Source organism: Bifidobacterium sp. W8114 (genome assembly GCF_016101165.1).
Classification (GTDB): Bacteria; Actinomycetota; Actinomycetes; order Actinomycetales; family Bifidobacteriaceae; genus Bombiscardovia; species Bombiscardovia asteroides.
On sequence record NZ_JACFRA010000002.1, the window covers coordinates 68,073 to 81,128 of the forward strand.

General features: G+C 61.3%; 19 protein-coding genes. All 19 read right to left on the reverse strand.

The annotated features are described in order from the left end of the window. Positions 1 to 46: 46 nt before the first annotated feature. The gene (locus H3T89_RS03080) at positions 47 to 2,059 is read right to left on the reverse strand and encodes an ABC transporter ATP-binding protein (protein ID WP_110417602.1); all 2,013 of its coding nucleotides are present in this window, start codon (positions 2,057 to 2,059) and stop codon (positions 47 to 49) included. Further along, the gene (locus H3T89_RS03085) at positions 2,052 to 3,857 is read right to left on the reverse strand and encodes an ABC transporter ATP-binding protein (RefSeq protein ID WP_332461044.1); all 1,806 of its coding nucleotides are present in this window, start codon (positions 3,855 to 3,857) and stop codon (positions 2,052 to 2,054) included. Before H3T89_RS03085 ends, H3T89_RS03080 begins: the two co-directional genes overlap by 8 nt. A gap of 323 nt (positions 3,858 to 4,180) precedes the next feature. Then, positions 4,181 to 4,753, reverse strand: a complete 573-nt coding sequence (locus tag H3T89_RS03090) for an adenylate kinase (protein ID WP_198216233.1) — start codon at positions 4,751 to 4,753, stop codon at positions 4,181 to 4,183. A 248-nt stretch (positions 4,754 to 5,001) separates the two neighbouring features. Beyond that, positions 5,002 to 6,330, reverse strand: a complete 1,329-nt coding sequence (gene secY, locus H3T89_RS03095) for a preprotein translocase subunit SecY (RefSeq protein ID WP_015022339.1) — start codon at positions 6,328 to 6,330, stop codon at positions 5,002 to 5,004. A gap of 186 nt (positions 6,331 to 6,516) precedes the next feature. Continuing rightward, positions 6,517 to 6,981 (reverse strand): 50S ribosomal protein L15, encoded by a 465-nt coding sequence (gene rplO / locus H3T89_RS03100; protein WP_198216234.1) that lies wholly within the window; start codon positions 6,979 to 6,981, stop codon positions 6,517 to 6,519. A 2-nt stretch (positions 6,982 to 6,983) separates the two neighbouring features. Further along, on the reverse strand, positions 6,984 to 7,169 hold the full coding sequence (gene rpmD / locus H3T89_RS03105) for a 50S ribosomal protein L30 (RefSeq protein ID WP_015022341.1): 186 nt from the start codon (positions 7,167 to 7,169) through the stop codon (positions 6,984 to 6,986). Then, positions 7,169 to 7,930, reverse strand: coding sequence for a 30S ribosomal protein S5 (rpsE, locus tag H3T89_RS03110; protein ID WP_015022342.1), 762 nt, complete (start codon positions 7,928 to 7,930; stop codon positions 7,169 to 7,171). The genes rpmD and rpsE overlap by 1 nt, the downstream gene beginning before the upstream one ends. Beyond that, positions 7,927 to 8,298, reverse strand: a complete 372-nt coding sequence (gene rplR, locus H3T89_RS03115) for a 50S ribosomal protein L18 (protein WP_015022343.1) — start codon at positions 8,296 to 8,298, stop codon at positions 7,927 to 7,929. The genes rpsE and rplR overlap by 4 nt, the downstream gene beginning before the upstream one ends. A 1-nt stretch (position 8,299) precedes the next feature. Beyond that, positions 8,300 to 8,839 carry a 50S ribosomal protein L6 gene (gene rplF / locus H3T89_RS03120; RefSeq protein ID WP_015022344.1) on the reverse strand — a complete coding sequence of 180 codons (540 nt, stop codon included), beginning with the start codon at positions 8,837 to 8,839 and terminating at the stop codon, positions 8,300 to 8,302. 16 nt (positions 8,840 to 8,855) lie between these two features. Next, complete coding sequence (gene rpsH, locus H3T89_RS03125; RefSeq protein WP_024626787.1) at positions 8,856 to 9,254, reverse strand: 30S ribosomal protein S8; 399 nt, start codon at positions 9,252 to 9,254, stop codon at positions 8,856 to 8,858. Positions 9,255 to 9,334: 80 nt separating this feature from the next. Next, complete coding sequence (locus H3T89_RS03130; RefSeq protein ID WP_015022346.1) at positions 9,335 to 9,520, reverse strand: type Z 30S ribosomal protein S14; 186 nt, start codon at positions 9,518 to 9,520, stop codon at positions 9,335 to 9,337. Position 9,521: 1 nt separating this feature from the next. Next, complete coding sequence (rplE, locus tag H3T89_RS03135; protein ID WP_015022347.1) at positions 9,522 to 10,094, reverse strand: 50S ribosomal protein L5; 573 nt, start codon at positions 10,092 to 10,094, stop codon at positions 9,522 to 9,524. Beyond that, positions 10,091 to 10,426 carry a 50S ribosomal protein L24 gene (gene rplX / locus H3T89_RS03140; RefSeq protein WP_015022348.1) on the reverse strand — a complete coding sequence of 112 codons (336 nt, stop codon included), beginning with the start codon at positions 10,424 to 10,426 and terminating at the stop codon, positions 10,091 to 10,093. The genes rplE and rplX overlap by 4 nt, the downstream gene beginning before the upstream one ends. 1 nt (position 10,427) lies before the next feature. Beyond that, complete coding sequence (rplN, locus tag H3T89_RS03145; RefSeq protein WP_015022349.1) at positions 10,428 to 10,796, reverse strand: 50S ribosomal protein L14; 369 nt, start codon at positions 10,794 to 10,796, stop codon at positions 10,428 to 10,430. Positions 10,797 to 10,875: 79 nt separating this feature from the next. Then, positions 10,876 to 11,142: a 30S ribosomal protein S17 gene (rpsQ, locus tag H3T89_RS03150; RefSeq protein ID WP_198216235.1), complete on the reverse strand. Its 267-nt coding sequence runs from the start codon at positions 11,140 to 11,142 to the stop codon at positions 10,876 to 10,878. 2 nt (positions 11,143 to 11,144) lie between these two features. Beyond that, the gene (gene rpmC / locus H3T89_RS03155) at positions 11,145 to 11,408 is read right to left on the reverse strand and encodes a 50S ribosomal protein L29 (protein ID WP_015022351.1); all 264 of its coding nucleotides are present in this window, start codon (positions 11,406 to 11,408) and stop codon (positions 11,145 to 11,147) included. Further along, positions 11,408 to 11,827: a 50S ribosomal protein L16 gene (rplP, locus tag H3T89_RS03160; protein ID WP_015022352.1), complete on the reverse strand. Its 420-nt coding sequence runs from the start codon at positions 11,825 to 11,827 to the stop codon at positions 11,408 to 11,410. Before rplP ends, rpmC begins: the two co-directional genes overlap by 1 nt. Before the next feature lie 3 nt (positions 11,828 to 11,830). Next, a complete protein-coding gene (gene rpsC, locus H3T89_RS03165) occupies positions 11,831 to 12,676 on the reverse strand; it encodes a 30S ribosomal protein S3 (RefSeq protein WP_110417605.1) in 846 nt (281 codons plus the stop codon). Beyond that, positions 12,676 to 13,035 carry a 50S ribosomal protein L22 gene (gene rplV, locus H3T89_RS03170; protein WP_015022354.1) on the reverse strand — a complete coding sequence of 120 codons (360 nt, stop codon included), beginning with the start codon at positions 13,033 to 13,035 and terminating at the stop codon, positions 12,676 to 12,678. The genes rpsC and rplV overlap by 1 nt, the downstream gene beginning before the upstream one ends. Positions 13,036 to 13,056: the final 21 nt, after the last annotated feature.

Genomic DNA, 13,056 nt, shown 5'->3' on the forward strand with positions numbered 1-13,056 from the left:
ATACCTTTCGGTACCTTCCTTCGACCTTCGACAATCCCGGAGAGCCCTACTCCAGTTCCAGGGCTCCGGTGTAGAGCTGGTAGTACTCGCCATGCCTGGCTATCAGCTCATCGTGATTGCCGCGCTCGATGATCCTCCCGTGATCCAGGACCATAATCACATCGGAGTTGCGAACCGTAGAGAGCCGGTGGGCGATGACGAAGACCGTCCGGCCGCGCATCAGTGCGTCCATTCCCTGCTGGACCACCTCCTCGGTCCTGGTATCGATTGAGGAAGTGGCTTCGTCCAGGATCATGGCCGGAGGATCCGCCACCGCCGCCCTGGCAATGGAGATCAGCTGACGCTGACCCTGGGACAGTCCGCTTCCATCCCCCTCAAGAACGGTCTGGTAGCCCTGGGGAAGCATGCGGATGAAGCTGTCGGCGTTGGTCATCTTCGCTGCTTCGATGCACTCCTCGTCAGTGGCATCCAGGCGCCCATAGCGGATGTTGTCCAGGACGGTGCCTGTGAAGAGGTTGACGTCCTGAAGGACGATGCCCAGGGAGCGGCGGAGGTCAGGCTTGCGGATGTTCCTCACGTCGATCCCGTCATAGAGGATCTGGCCCTGCTGGATGTCGTAGAAGCGGTTGATCAGGTTGGTGATCGTGGTCTTGCCGGCACCAGTGGCACCGACCAGCGCCACCTTCTGCCCGGGCTTGGCGAACCAGGTGATGTCGTGCAGGACGGGCTTGCTCGGGTCATACCCGAAGCTGACGTCGGTGAATCGCACATCCCCCTGGAGGAGGGTGTATCGCCCGTCGGGAGAGGTGATTGCCTGATCCTTAGCCTTCAGGGCCACGTCCCGGGCGTCGCCTGGAAGCTTCATGGCGGCCTCCAGCGAGCGCCTGCCGTCGTCATCGGCCTCGCGCTTCCAGGCCCAGTGCCCGGTTTCGTGGTCGACAGGGGTCATGGTCCGGCCGTCCGAGGCCAGTTCGACGCTGACCAATCTGACCGTACCCTGGTCGGACTCGACGGGCTGGTCCATCAGGTCGAAGATCCGGGAGGCGCCTGCCAGGGCCATCATGACCATGTTGAATTGCATGGAGACCTGCCCGATTGGGTTGATGAAGGAGCGGGAAAGGGTCAGGAGGGAGACGATGGTTCCCAGGGTCAGCGGCCCTGCCCCGGTCAGTCCTACGTTGCCCATGCCCGCAATGCCGGCCAGCCCGCCGACGATGGCCAGGATGACATAGAGCAGGTAGCCCATGTTGCCTACGACCGGCATGGTGACGTTGCCGTAGGTGTTGGCCTTGGCCGAGGCCTGGAAGAGCTCCTCATTCCGGGCCTCGAAGACCCTGGCGGTGGCATCCTCGTGGTTGAAGACCTTGATGACCTTCTGCCCGTTGACGGCCTCTTCAACGAAGGCGTTCACCTGGCCCAGATAGCGCTGCTGGTGAACGAAGTAACGGCCGCTTCGGGTGACCAGAACCCGGACCACCACAATCAGGACCGCCGCGAAGACCAGGGTCAGGACGGTGAAGGGGATGGAGAGCCAGAGCATGGAGATCAGGGCTGCCAGGGCGGACAGGACCGAGGAGACCATCTGCGGAAAGGACTGGGAGATGGCCTGACGAAGGGTATCCGTGTCGTTGGTGTAGCGGCTCATGGTGTCGCCGTGCTCATGGGTGTCGAAGAAACCGATGGGCAACTCCTGCTGGTGAGCGAACATCTGGTCGCGGATGGTCTTCAAGGTACCCTGTTCCACCTTGACGATCAGCCAATTCCAGAACCAGGAGCAGAAGGTTCCCACCGCATAGAGGCAGCCCATCAGGATCAGGGTCCTCATCAGCGGTCCCCAATCAGGGTCGGCGGCCCCGACCAGCGGCAGGATGTAGTGGTCGATCAGCGGCTGGAGGAAGAAGGCCGATGCCGCCTGGGCCCCGGCGCTGATGATGATGCATACCACGATCACCGCCAGCTGCCAGCGGTAGGACAACAGGTAGCTCAGAATGCGACGGGTCGTTCCCGGCGCGGCCTTGTCCAAGCGGGGCTTGCGATTCTTGAATGATCCGTCACTCATGGTCCTTGTCCCCCTCGCTCTGGTTCCTGGTCTGTGATTCGTAGATGGAGCGGTACTCCTGACATGTTCGCAGGAGCTCCCGGTGGGTGCCCTTGTCCAGGATTTTGCCCTCCTCAAGGACCACGATCATGTCAGCGTCCTCCACAGAGGCCAGGCGCTGGGAGATGATGATCTTGGTGGTGTCGGGAATCTCCTGGCTGAAGGCGTGACGGATCAGCTGGTCGGTCTTGGTGTCCACGGCGCTGGTTGAGTCATCCAGGATCAGGATGTCGGGCTTCTTCAGAAGGGCCCGTGCGATGCACAGACGCTGTCGCTGGCCACCAGAGAGGTTGGTGCCACCCTCGTCCAGGTAGGTCTGATAGCCATCGGGAAACTCCCGCACGAAACCGTCAGCCTGGGCCAGGGTGCAGGCGCGCACCAGCTCTTCGTCCGAAGCATCAGGATTGCCCCAGCGTAGGTTCTCGGCGATGGTCCCGGTGAAGAGGACATTCTTCTGGAGCACCATGGCCACCTGGTCGCGCAGGACCGTCAGGTCGTACTGGCGCACGTCCACCCCACCCACCTGGAGGGACCCCTCGGTCACGTCATAGAGGCGGGGAATGAGCTGGACCAGGCTGGATTTGGAGGAACCGGTGCCGCCCACGATGCCCAGTGTGGAGCCCGAGGGAACGTCCAGATTGATGTGGCTCAGAACAGGACGTTCGGACCGGTCCGAGTAGCGGAAGGTCACATCCTGGAAGCTGATGGATCCGTCGGCCACCTTCGTGACCGGCTCGGCGGGATCATGCACGGTGCTGACCTCGTCCAACACCTGGCATATGCGCTCCGCCGAAGCCTGGGAGATGACGACCATGACCACGATCATGGAGACCATGTTCATGGCCATCATGATCTGGATGGCATAGGTGACCAGTGCAGTCAGATCGCCCGTGGTCAACCCCAGGGCAGCATTGTTCCCGGAGGCCACGATCTGGGAGGCTCCCATCCAGGATATGACCAACAGAGAGGCATAGATGCAGAAGTTCAAGAGTGCCGGGTTCAGACTCATGATCCGCTCGGCCTTGCAGAAGGCCCGGTAGATGGCCAAAGAAATACCGTTGAATTTGCGCTCCTCGTAATCCTCACGGTTGTATGACTTGACCACTCTGATGCCCTGAAGGTTCTCGTCCACCACGTTGTTGAGGTGGTCGTAGGTGTGGAAGACCCGCTCGAAGATGGGGTGAACCAGCAGGGACAGGCCGATCAGCCCGAAGCCCAGGATGGGGATGGCGATCAGGAAGACCAGAGATATGGGCCTGGAGATCTTGTAAGAAAAAAGCCAGGCCACGATGACCATGATCGGCGCCCTGACACCGACCCTGATGACCATCTGATAGGCGTTCTGCAGATTGGTCACATCGGTGGTCAGCCTGGTGATGATGGATCCTGTGGAGAAGCGGTCGATGTTGGTGAAGCTGAAGGATTGCACCTTGGCGAACAGATCGCTGCGGACATTCCTGGCCAAGCCGGAAGAGGCAATGGCCGCATACCGCCCGGACATGAACCCGGAGAACAGGGAGACGGCCGAGCAGGCCAACAGTATCAAACCGAACTTGAAGATGGACGGCATGGATCTCCCCGAGACCCCCTGGTCGATCAGGGAGGCCATGATGGTCGGGATCACAATCTCAAGAACACTCTCAAGAAAGACGTAGGCCGGAGCCAGAAAGCTGGCCTTCCGGTATTCGCGCAGTGAGCGCAGAATGGTACGGATGGTGTGCTTCGGGCGCGCTGGTTCCTGTTTATCCGATCTGACCACGGATGCCGTAGACCCCTTCAAATGGACCTCTTCTGTTTCTGTACTGGTTTCTCTATCTTTTACGGCCAATCACCGACATGCAATACCCTCGTAAGAGGGGCTGAATTAACCTAGGCTATCATCCTGTGCGCCAGGGTTGGGCGGACGCGCGGTGATTTCCGCCCTCCACAAAAAGAAGCTGTCACGCCCCTTGGAATCCCTTGGGGTCATGCAGCTTCCATGCTTCAGTCAGTCTTACCAGCGAGTCTTGCCTGCGGGTTCTGAACAAGGCATACTTACGGTTGATTGAATCGGCGAAGGCCTCTCGCCTGACAGGCTATGAATCAGCGTTCGTCCAACTTGGTGATGATCTCCTTGGAGATCTGGTCGACCTCGCCCTGGCCATCCACTGCGACCAGAAGGCCACGGGACTTATAGGTGTCCAGCAGGGGGGCAGTCTCCTTGGCGTAGATATCCAAACGCTTTGCGATGGCCTCGGGGGTATCGTCGGCCCGCCCCTCCTCCTTGGCCCGCTTGGCGATGCGCTGCATGAGCACGTCATGGTCGGCATCCAGGGCCACCACTGCCGTCAGCGGAGTGCCAAGCTCCTGGAGCATCTTGTCCAGCGCCTCGACCTGGGAGGCCGAACGGGGGTAGCCGTCCAGAATCCAGCCCTGGGCAGCGTCGTCCATGCCAAGGCGGTCCTTGACGATCTTGTTGGTCAGCTCGTCTGGAACCAGTTCACCCTTGTCGGTGTAAGCCTTGGCCTGCCTGCCCAACCCGGTTCCGTTCTTCAGGTTGTAGCGGAAAATGTCGCCGGTGGAGATGGCAGGAATCCCGTAATGCCTGCTGAGCAAAGCCGCCTGAGTGCCCTTGCCAACACCTTGAGGTCCCATGATCAACAGTCGCTGTACCATTCTCTATCCTTTGTTCGATATTCCATTGTTCTTAGCTCTCCGGCCACGGACGGCCGTAACTGTCTTGGCCGTGCAGAACCCTCATTTACGTATGCTAGCGGCTGCCTGACCCAATACAGGTTCCACCCACCAAACCCATGCAAACGCTCTTCCGAATATGACAGGGTCCGGCCCCATGCCACCAAGGGCCGGGGTCGGACCTTCATCTGTTATGGTTTGACACCGCTTGCAGGTTTCTGACCGAAAGGTCAGCCCTCCTTGTGTTCACCCTCCAGCAGGAAGCCGGTGTACTGGAACTGCTCGGTCTGAGCCCTGGCCTGGCGCAGGGTGTCCAGGCCGACGCCGGCGATGATCAGAATGGTGGTGCCGCCGAAGGGCAGCTTGGAGTTGATCTTCAGCAACATGATCAGCACCGTGGGAATCAGAGCCACAAAGAGCAGGTAGATGGCACCCACTGTGTTCAGTCGATTCATCACGTATGACAGGTACCGGCTGGTGGCCCGTCCGGCCCTGATACCCGGGATGAAGCCGCCATACTCCTTCATGTTGTCGGCCGTCTCATCGGGATTGAAGGTGATGGAAGTGTAGAAGAAGCAGAAGAAGACAATCATGACCGAGTAGAGCACGATGTACCAGACCGAGGTCGTGTTGGCCATGTTGGCATCAATCCACTTCACCCAGTTCTGATCGGAATTGCCGAACTGAGCGATAAGGGTGGGAATGGCCAGAATTGAGGAGGCGAAGATGGGAGGAATCACGCCTGACATGTTGATCTTGAGCGGCAGGTAGGTGGAAGAGCCGCCGTACATCTTGCGGCCAATCATCCTGCGGGTGTACTGGACGGGAATACGACGCTGAGCCAGTTCCACGTAGTCGACCAGAATCAGAATAACCAGCAGGACAGTCACGACAATGCCAAACTTAACCCAGTCGCCGTCCTTGCCGTTGGTTCCCCAACCGATGTTCCAGAGCTGGGGCAGGAAGCCGGAGCAGATAGAGATGAAAATCAGGACGGACATGCCGTTACCAATCCCCTTGTCGGTAATCAGCTCGGCCATCCACATGATCAGACCAGTGCCGCCGGTCATAATCAGAACCATGACCCCCATATTCCACCAGGAACTGTCAGGGATGACCTGCTGTTGACAGGCACCGCCGAAGAGCGCACCCTTGTTGGCCGTAACCAGAATGGTCGTGGACTGCAGCACCGCCAGGCCGATGGTCAGATACCTGGTGTACTCGGTCAGTTTGGCCTCGCCTGACTGGCCTTCCTTGTGCAGAGCCTCGAAGCGAGGAATGACCACGCGCAGCAACTGCACCACGATTGATGCAGTGATGTAGGGCATGATGCCCAGTGCGAAGATGGACAGCTGTAGCAGAGCCCCGCCCGAAAACAGGTTCACCAGGCCGATGAAGTCCTCATTGCCGGCCGTGGTTATGCACTTCTGCACGGCGGGATAATCCACGCCTGGGGTAGGTATGAACGACCCGATGCGATAGATGATGATGATGCCAAGAACGAAGAAGATTTTCTTCCTCAACTCCTTGGTCCTGAAGGCCTGGATTAACGTCCTCACCTAAGTTCCCTCCCTACGCGCCCACGCGTTGGTCCCGGTGCATCGCACCTTCTTGCTCCGACCAGCTTAGCCGATGGCTCCGTCAAACCCGACGGCATCCAGGCCGGAAACGAGTTCCGGCCCCCGCCCGCTTGGAGCGGGGAGGGCCGGAATCGTCTGCCTTGCGGTCTGTCCCCCTATTGAGTATCAGTCCTCGGAGACGGACCCGCCTGCGGCTTCAATCTTGCTTCTGGCCGAGGCCGAGGCCTTGACGCCCTTGAGGGTGAAAGCTTCCTTGACGTCACCATCACCCAGGACCTTGACAGGGTGGCCCATGCGGACCGCTCCCTTGTTGACCAGATCCTCGACGGTAACCTCACCGCCCTTGGGGAAGAGTCCTTCCAGAGCACCCAGGTTGACCACCTGGTACTCCTTCTTGAAGGGGCTCCTGAACCCGCGCAGCTTGGGCAGCCGCATGTACAGGGGCAGCTGGCCGCCTTCAAAGCCCGGACGGACCTGGTAGCGGGCCTTGGTGCCCTTGGTGCCCCGACCGGAGGTCTTGCCCTTGGATCCCTCGCCGCGACCCACACGGATGCGGTCGCGCTTGGCGCCCGGAGCCGGACGCAGGTCATGCATCTGCAGGATCGTGGGCTCTTGCTTCTCGCTGGCCATAATCAGTCTGCCTCCTCTACGTTCACCAGGTGGCGGACCTTGTCGGCCATCCCCCGGTAGACGGGGGTGTCCTCACGCAGGACAGACTGGCCGATCTTGTGAAGGCCCAGAGACCTGACGTTCTCCTTCTGGCGGTCGGTGGCATGAGCCACGCCCTTGACCAGGGTGATCTTGATCTGCTTGGTCATCACTCACCTGCCTTCGACTGCTCGTCAGCCTTGGCCTTGGCTTCTTCGCGCTCCTTGCGCTCGTCGGCGATACCGGCGGCACGTGCGCGCAGGAGGGAGTCGGGGGCGACCTCCTCCAGGGGCAGACCACGGCGTGCCGCGATCTCCTCGGGCTCCTCCAGCTGCTTCAGGGCAGCTACAGTGGCCCGCACCATGTTGACGGCCGTGGCCGATCCCATGGACTTGCTCAGGATGTCGGTGATGCCGGCGCACTCCAGGACGGCGCGAACCGGACCACCGGCGATAACGCCGGTTCCGGGGGCTGCAGGCCGCAGGAGAACAGTGCCGGCCGCATCGTGGCCGATCACCGGGTGGGTGACGGTGCCGCGAATGCGGGGGACGGTGAACATGTGCTTCTTGGCATCCAGCTGACCCTTGGAGATGGCTGCGGGGACCTCGCGGGACTTGCCGTAGCCAACACCCACGGTGCCCTTGCCGTCGCCCACGACCACCAGTGCCGCGAAGCTGAAGGTTCGGCCTCCCTTGTGGACCTTGGAGACGCGGTTGATGGTCACGACCCTGTCGAGCATGTCGTCACGGTCATCGTGATCGCGACGGCCCCGACGGCCATCCCTGCGACCATCACGGGAACCGCCCCGACGACCGCCGCGGCGATCATCGTTCCGGTCGTTCCGGTCCCTTCTGCCACCCTGGCTGGACTGAGCATTTGTGGAATCTTCAGTCACCTGGGTTGTTTCCTTTGTCGTTTCGTTGTCGCTCACAGTGCCAAACCTCCCTCACGGGCGCCTTCCGCAACCGCTGCGACCCTTCCGTGGTACTTGTTGCCACCACGGTCGAAGACCACGGTGGTGATGCCGGCCTTCTTGGCCTTGGCCGCAATCTGCTCGCCCACCTTGCGGGCGGCCTCGGTCTTGGTGCCCTTGAAGGAGCCGTAGTCCGAAGCCATGGTCGACTCGCTGACCAGGGTGACACCCCTGGTGTCGTCGACGATCTGGGCGATCATGTTGCGGTTGGTCCGAGTGACCACCAGACGGGGACGCTCTGCCGTGCCGGAGACGTGCTTGCGCAGACGGGCATGGCGGCGCAGACGTGCGATCTTCTTGCCTTTGCCTAGTATCGAGACCGTCATATCACTTACCAGCCTTTCCAGCCTTGCGCAGGATGTGCTCGTCGGCGTACTTGATGCCCTTGCCCTTGTAAGGCTCGGGAGCACGCAGGGCGCGGATGTTGGCCGCAGCCTGGCCGACAGCCTGCTTGTCGATGCCGGAGACGACCACTTCGTTGGCGTTCGGCGTCTCGAAGGTGATGCCCTCCGGGGGGTCGACGGTGATGGTGTGCGAGTAGCCCAGCGAGAACTCCAGGGACTTGCCCTTGGCGACCACGCGGTAGCCGGTGCCGACGATCTGCAGGTGCTTGCTGTAGCCCTTGGAGACGCCTTCGACCATGGAAGCCACGATGGAGCGGCTAAGTCCGTGCTTGGCCTTGGTGGTGCGGTCCTCGTCGGCGGGGGTCATGATGATCTCATTGCCCTCGACCTTGCCGGTGATGCCCTCGGGCAGCGTGTATCCGTCGGAGCCCTTGGGACCCTTGGCGGTGAATTCCTGGCCCTTGAAGGCCACCTCCACACCTGCCGGAACGGCGATGGGGAGCTTACCAATATGCGATGCCATGTTCAGCTCTCCTTTCTCACCATACGTAGGCGACGATCTCGCCGCCGATGCCCCTGTCGAGGCATTCCTTCTGGGTCATCAGTCCCGAGCTGGTCGAGATGATGGCGATTCCCAGCCCGCCCAGGGGCATGGGCAGGGAATCCGACTTGGCGTACCGGCGCAGACCGGGCTTGGAGACGCGCTTGATTCCCTGAATGGACTGACGTCCATCGGGACCGTACTTGAGCGTGATCTCCAGATCCTGCCCGACGCGGGCCTCCTTGGCTCGGTAATCGGCGATGAAGCCTTCGCGTTTGAGGATCTGCGCGATGTTCGCCTTGAACTTGGAGTACGGCATGTCGACTGTTTCATGCTTGGCCGCACTCGCATTACGCAGACGTGTCAGCATGTCTGCGATGGGATCTGTCATTGTCATGTGGGCTTATGCCCTTCCTCGCCGTGGTTTCCGCCGCCGGGCAGCAATCTGCCGCGGCCGCGGACCTTCAGCGTCGATCTTTACCAACTGGACTTCGTCACACCCGGCAGCTCGCCGCGATGGGCCTTCTCGCGAAGGCAGATGCGGCACAGGCCGAACTTGCGATAGACGGAATGAGGACGACCGCAGACCTGGCAGCGCGTGTAGCCACGCACCTTGAACTTCGGCTTGCGTGCCGCCTTGTTTCTCAGAGCGGTTTTTGCCATATCAGTTCTCCTTGAAGGGGAAGCCCAGCTGCTTGAGCAGTGCCCGGGCCTCCTGATCGTTCTTGGTGGAGGTCACCACGGTGATATCCATACCACGCTGGTGATCGATCTGATCAGGATCGATCTCGTGGAACATGGACTGCTCCGTGAGACCGAAGTTGTAGTTGCCCTGGCCGTCGAACTGGCGGTCGCTGATGCCGCGGAAGTCGCGGATGCGGGGCAGGGCCAGGGTCAGGAGACGATCCAGGAACTCCCACATGCGCACGCCGCGTAAGGTGGCGAAGGCGCCAATGGCCTGTCCCTCACGCAGGTGGAACTGCGCCACGGACTTCTTGGCCTTGGTGATCTTGGGCTTCTGGCCGGTGATGGCCGTCAGATCCTTGACCGCGCCCTCGATCAGCTTGGAGTCGCGTGCCGCGGCACCCACGCCCATGGAGACCACGACCTTCTCGATCCTGGGCACCTGCATGGGGTTGGAGAACTTGAACTCCTTCTCCAGCTCGGGCACAATGCTGTCACGGTACTGCTGCAGCAAACGAGGGACTGCCGGTGCTTCAACGGTGGTATCGCTCATGACAGCTCCTTGCCTGACTTCTTGGCGAAGCGGGTGCGCACGACCTTGACCTTGCCGTCACGCGCCTCCTCCTTGATGTTCACGCCGATGCGAGTCGGCTTCTTGGTCTCCGGGTCGATGACCATCACGTTGGAGCGATGGATGGGCGCCTCGGTCGGGACGATGCCCGACTCCTGACCCTGTTGGGTGGCCCGCACATGCTTCTTGACGATCTGAATACCCTCGACGATCAGGCGGTCATTGGGCAGAATCCGCAGAACCTTGCCCTCCTTGCCGCGATCCTTGCCGCGGATGACCTTGACCTGGTCGCCTGTCTTGATCTTGGCTACCACTTCAGATCACCTCCGGTGCCAGGGACACGATCTTCATGAATCGCTTGTCACGCAACTCACGACCGACCGGTCCGAAGATACGAGTGCCACGGGGCTCACGACCGGTGCCGAGGATGACCGCCGCGTTCTCGTCGAACTTGATGTAGGAGCCGTCATGACGACGATGCTCCTTGACCGTACGGACGACGACCGCCTTGACGACCTCGCCCTTCTTGACCGACCCGCCGGGAATGGCATCCTTGACGGTGGCGACAATCACGTCGCCAATGCCGGCATAGCGTCGCTTCGACCCGCCGAGCACGCGGATGGCCAGGATCTCCTTGGCACCCGTGTTGTCGGCGACCTGAAGCCGCGATTCCTGCTGAATCATTGATTCTCCTTAGCCGCGCTGGTTCTCCGCAGATACCCCGCACAGGGGCGGGATGAAATGCGGAGCCTGGCCGAACTTGTTACTTGGCGCGCTCGACGATGGAGCCGAGACGCCAGCGCTTGGTCTTGCTCAGAGGACGGGTCTCCATGATACTCACGAAGTCGCCCACATGGGCCTCGTTCTTCTCATCATGGGCCTTGACCTTGCGGTTGCTACGGACGACCTTGCCGTACAGGGGGTGGGTCGAACGCTGCTCCAGCTCTACGGTGATGGTCTTGTCCATCTTGTCGGACACGACGTAGCCGCTGCGAACCTTGCGGAAGTTGCGCTCCTGCTTGTCAGCCATGCTTACTTCTCCTCAGCTTTGCTCTCGGCCTTTGCTTCGGCGGGCTCCTGGCTGATGCCCAGCTCGCGCTCACGCAGGACGGTGTACATCCTGGCGATGTCGTGCTTGACGGCCTTGAGGCGGGAGGTGTTCTCCAACTGACCGGTGGCCGACTGGAAGCGCAGGTTGAACAGCTCTTCCTTGGACTTCTTCAGGAAATCCTCGATCTCCGCATTGGTCTTTTCATTCAGATTCTTGATGGAATACTCGGCTGTTCCGACTGACATCAGATGTCACCGCCTTCACGTGCAATAATCCGGCACTTCATAGGAAGCTTGTCAGTAGCGCGGCGAAGGGCCTCACGGGCCACATCCTCGCTCACGCCGCCAATCTCGAAGAGCACCCGGCCTGGACGGACATTGGCCACCCAGAACTCGGGCGCACCCTTGCCGGAACCCATTCGGGATCCCAGGGCGTGCTTGGTCAGGGGGCGATCCGGGAAGACCGTGATCCAGACGCGGCCGCCTCGCTTGATGTACCGGGTCATGGCGATACGGGCCGCCTCGATCTGCCTGTTGGTCAGGTAAGCCGGAGCCAGGGCCTGGATGCCGTAATCGCCAAAAGCGATCTCGTTGCCGCCCTTGGACATGCCCGAACGACCCGGACGATGCTGCTTGCGGTATTTAGTCCTCTTTGGGATAAGCACGGCTCACTCCTTTGCTTCGGTTGCGACGGGTGCCGAGGCGGTCTCTTCCTGAGCCGCCGCCGGCGGCACGGCCACACCGCTGTTCTGCTTGGCTGCATCCTGCTCGCGACGGGTACGCCCCTCGGAGGGACGGACGCCACGACGGGGACGACGATCGCCGCGCCGACCGGGACGGTTGTTCTGCTGAGCCTGCTGCTCCTCGAACTGACGCTCGGTCATATCGCCCTTGTAAATCCAGACCTTGACGCCGATGCGGCCGTAGGTGGTCCTGGCCTCGAAGAAGCCATAATCGATCAGGGCGCGCAGAGTCTGCAGGGGCACACGGCCCTCGCGATAGAACTCCGAACGGCTCATCTCGGCTCCGCCCAGACGGCCGGACAGCTTGATCCTGATGCCCTTGGCACCGGCCCTCATGGCATCCTGCTGAGCCTTGCGCATGGCCCGGCGGAAGGTGACGCGGTTGGTCAGCTGCTCGGCGATGCCCTGAGCCACCAGCTGGGCATCGATGGAGGCGTTCTTGACCTCGAAGATGTTCAGCTGGACCTGCTTGCCGGTGATTTTCTCCAGCTTGGCACGCACGCGCTCGGCCTCGGCCCCACGACGGCCGATGACGATACCCGGCCGGGCGGTGTGGATGTCGACGCGCACGCGGTCGCGGGTCCGCTCGATGACGATCTTGGAGACGCCTGCGCGCTCCAGGTCCTTGTTCATCTCCTTGCGGATCTTGTCATCCTCAAGAACGAAGTCGCTGTAACGCTCCCCCGCCTTGTTGGAGTCGGAGTACCACTTGCTGCGGTGCTCCTCGGTGATGCCGAGTCGGTACCCAAACGGGTTGATCTTTTGCCCCATTATCGGGCTCCTTCCTTGTCGGCCACCACGACGGTGATGTGGCTGGTCCGCTTGTTGATGCGGGCCGCACGACCCTGGGCGCGGGCGCGGAACCGCTTCAGGGTGGTGCCCTCGTCCACGTAGGTCTCCCGAACCACCAACTCGTTCTCGCGGAAGGGCTGGTTTGCCTTGTCCGCCTTGACACGCGCGTTGGCGATGGCGCTCTCCAGGCACTTGCGGACCGGAACGGCCGCGTCCTGGGGGGCGAACTTCAGAATGGTCACGGCCTCGGTCGCCTGCTTGCCTCGGATGAGGTCGACGACGCGGCGAGCCTTGCGAGGCGTCACGCGAACGTGACGTGCAATTGCCTTAGCTTCCATGTGTCTCTACTCTCCCTCGCC

Bases quoted from the DNA above. Each gene is read 5' to 3' on its own strand.
- rplR (WP_015022343.1), bottom strand. From the start codon at position 8,298: ATGACGGTCTCGATACTAGGCAAAGGCAAGAAGATCGCACGTCTGCGC.
- rpmD (WP_015022341.1), bottom strand. From the start codon at position 7,169: ATGACCAAGCAGATCAAGATCACCCTGGTCAAGGGCGTGGCTCATGCC.
- rpmC (WP_015022351.1), bottom strand. From the start codon at position 11,408: ATGTCAGTCGGAACAGCCGAGTATTCCATCAAGAATCTGAATGAAAAG.
- rplV (WP_015022354.1), bottom strand. From the start codon at position 13,035: ATGGAAGCTAAGGCAATTGCACGTCACGTTCGCGTGACGCCTCGCAAG.
- rplO (WP_198216234.1), bottom strand. From the start codon at position 6,981: ATGGCCAGCGAGAAGCAAGAGCCCACGATCCTGCAGATGCATGACCTG.
- rplF (WP_015022344.1), bottom strand. From the start codon at position 8,839: ATGGCATCGCATATTGGTAAGCTCCCCATCGCCGTTCCGGCAGGTGTG.
- rpsC (WP_110417605.1), bottom strand. From the start codon at position 12,676: ATGGGGCAAAAGATCAACCCGTTTGGGTACCGACTCGGCATCACCGAG.
- rplN (WP_015022349.1), bottom strand. From the start codon at position 10,796: ATGATTCAGCAGGAATCGCGGCTTCAGGTCGCCGACAACACGGGTGCC.
- H3T89_RS03130 (WP_015022346.1), bottom strand. From the start codon at position 9,520: ATGGCAAAAACCGCTCTGAGAAACAAGGCGGCACGCAAGCCGAAGTTC.
- rplE (WP_015022347.1), bottom strand. From the start codon at position 10,094: ATGAGCGATACCACCGTTGAAGCACCGGCAGTCCCTCGTTTGCTGCAG.
- H3T89_RS03080 (WP_110417602.1), bottom strand. From the start codon at position 2,059: ATGAGTGACGGATCATTCAAGAATCGCAAGCCCCGCTTGGACAAGGCC.
- H3T89_RS03090 (WP_198216233.1), bottom strand. From the start codon at position 4,753: ATGGTACAGCGACTGTTGATCATGGGACCTCAAGGTGTTGGCAAGGGC.
- rpsQ (WP_198216235.1), bottom strand. From the start codon at position 11,142: ATGGCTGACAAGCAGGAGCGCAACTTCCGCAAGGTTCGCAGCGGCTAC.
- rpsH (WP_024626787.1), bottom strand. From the start codon at position 9,254: ATGACAATGACAGATCCCATCGCAGACATGCTGACACGTCTGCGTAAT.